This is a genomic window from Rhizobacter sp. P2_H2 (assembly GCF_056403375.1).
The window spans coordinates 1-1543 of the sequence record NZ_JBFUFP010001193.1; the positions used below are offsets into that span (position 1 = coordinate 1).

A 1543-nucleotide genomic window follows, 5' to 3' on the forward strand; every position below is an offset into this window, starting at 1 on the left:
CTCAGCAACTGTCCCACGAGTCGGCGCGGCAACGTATGCTCCAACTTCTCCAGGCTGCGATTTCGCACTGGCAATCAACGCCCAGAAGCCAAACCCATAGCCGAAGTTGCGACCATTCTGGAAGTCCTCAGCTAAGGCACCCGAGCGTATCGCCGCTCAGCGCGAACACTATCGGCTAATCCAGCCCTGCTCTGTTTTTGAGAGGTCGTATGCCCCATCCGCCGCACGCACATCTTCGATGACCGAGTCAGCAATGAACACATAGTAATTTTCGACCCCAGGCCCACATGGGTTAATGATATTTTCGGCGATGCCTTCCACAACGACGCTGCCCGTTGGATTCCCGACAGAGTTCTTACCCCACTCAATTCGATCGCCAATTTTGTAGTCAAGCTGCCATACCCTGCCGTATCGAAATTGAACAACCTGCACGTGAGTCAAACCACACTTATCGCAGCGCTCAGGAAACGAAACTCTATTAAAAGCAGGCATCTTAGAACCCCTTTACTGGCATGCCAATCGATTGCAAGAAGCGTGTCAGCTTCCCATCTTGTGTTATTAGTGTCAATTTATTCTGAATGGCAGCGGCTGCGACCCGTGAGTCAGGCACTTTCAATGATCGCCCGAGTTCAATAGCTTGGCCTCGAAGTGAGGCAGCCAATTCCTCAGTGCCCGAAATAATCCGACCACCGTTGGCCCTCAGAAGTTGGCGGAGTGCGTCAACTGACCCCCCACCCGCCAAAAATTCCTTCGCTGCAGTGAATGAGACATAAGCGCGCTCGCCACCACTCAGAATGCTCGTATTCCTTTTTTCCAAGATGGCGACCAGCGCATTCGTGTCAAGCGCAACTGCGCCCTTTGCGGCAGATCCCGCTAGCCTAATACTACTTGCGACGCTACTCAGGGCCTTGAGTCCGATCGACTCCACTGGCACGGCATTGGACGACAGTTCATACACGCCGTGCAAGGCCCCGCCCATCGAATACGGCACCAGCCCCGCGGCCTCGGCGCGTCTGACCTTCTCGCGATTAGCCGCGTAGTTGTTGTAGCTGAGCTTGCTCAACGCCTCGTCGGACAACAGACTGTAGTCCGGGACCTTGAAGAAGTCTCCGACCATTCGCAGGATCTGCCCGGTCCACTTCGAACCGCCTTCGTCCTGCTGCGAACCGGCCGTGGTGGAACCACTTCCTGACGAAGAGCTTTCCAGCGTGGGGCCACCGGAATCAGTGTCAACCTGACAAATCGGGTCGCAATCCGTCCCACCCCATTTTCCATGGCCGCTTCTTCTCCAGAAGTCGTCTGTCTTGCTTCTTCCTGCCACCTCAGCCCAGCCGCTCGGGTCCGTACGCGCCAGCGGATCGTTGCGCACGTAGCTGTAGCGGTTGTAGGCCTGCAGGTCCGACGGGTCGCTGACGAGCTGGTCTGTCGACAGGAAGCGCCCTATGGTGGCGTCGTACAGCCGGCCGTTCATGTGCGTGAGCCCGATGTCGTCGAGCTGCTCATGGCCGGTGAAGCCGCGGTCCGTGCCGCTGTTGACGGCGGG

Annotated in this window: 2 protein-coding genes; both read right to left on the bottom strand. The window is 57.2% G+C overall.

Going from position 1 to position 1543, the window contains the following annotated elements:
- Positions 1 to 168: 168 nt before the first annotated feature.
- Positions 169 to 441, bottom strand: a complete 273-nt coding sequence (locus tag AC1D15_RS31490) for a hypothetical protein (protein WP_477829135.1) — start codon at positions 439 to 441, stop codon at positions 169 to 171.
- A gap of 52 nt (positions 442 to 493) precedes the next feature.
- Positions 494 to 1543: RHS repeat-associated core domain-containing protein (locus AC1D15_RS31495; protein WP_477829136.1), on the bottom strand; the 1050-nt coding region annotated here is incomplete at its 5' end.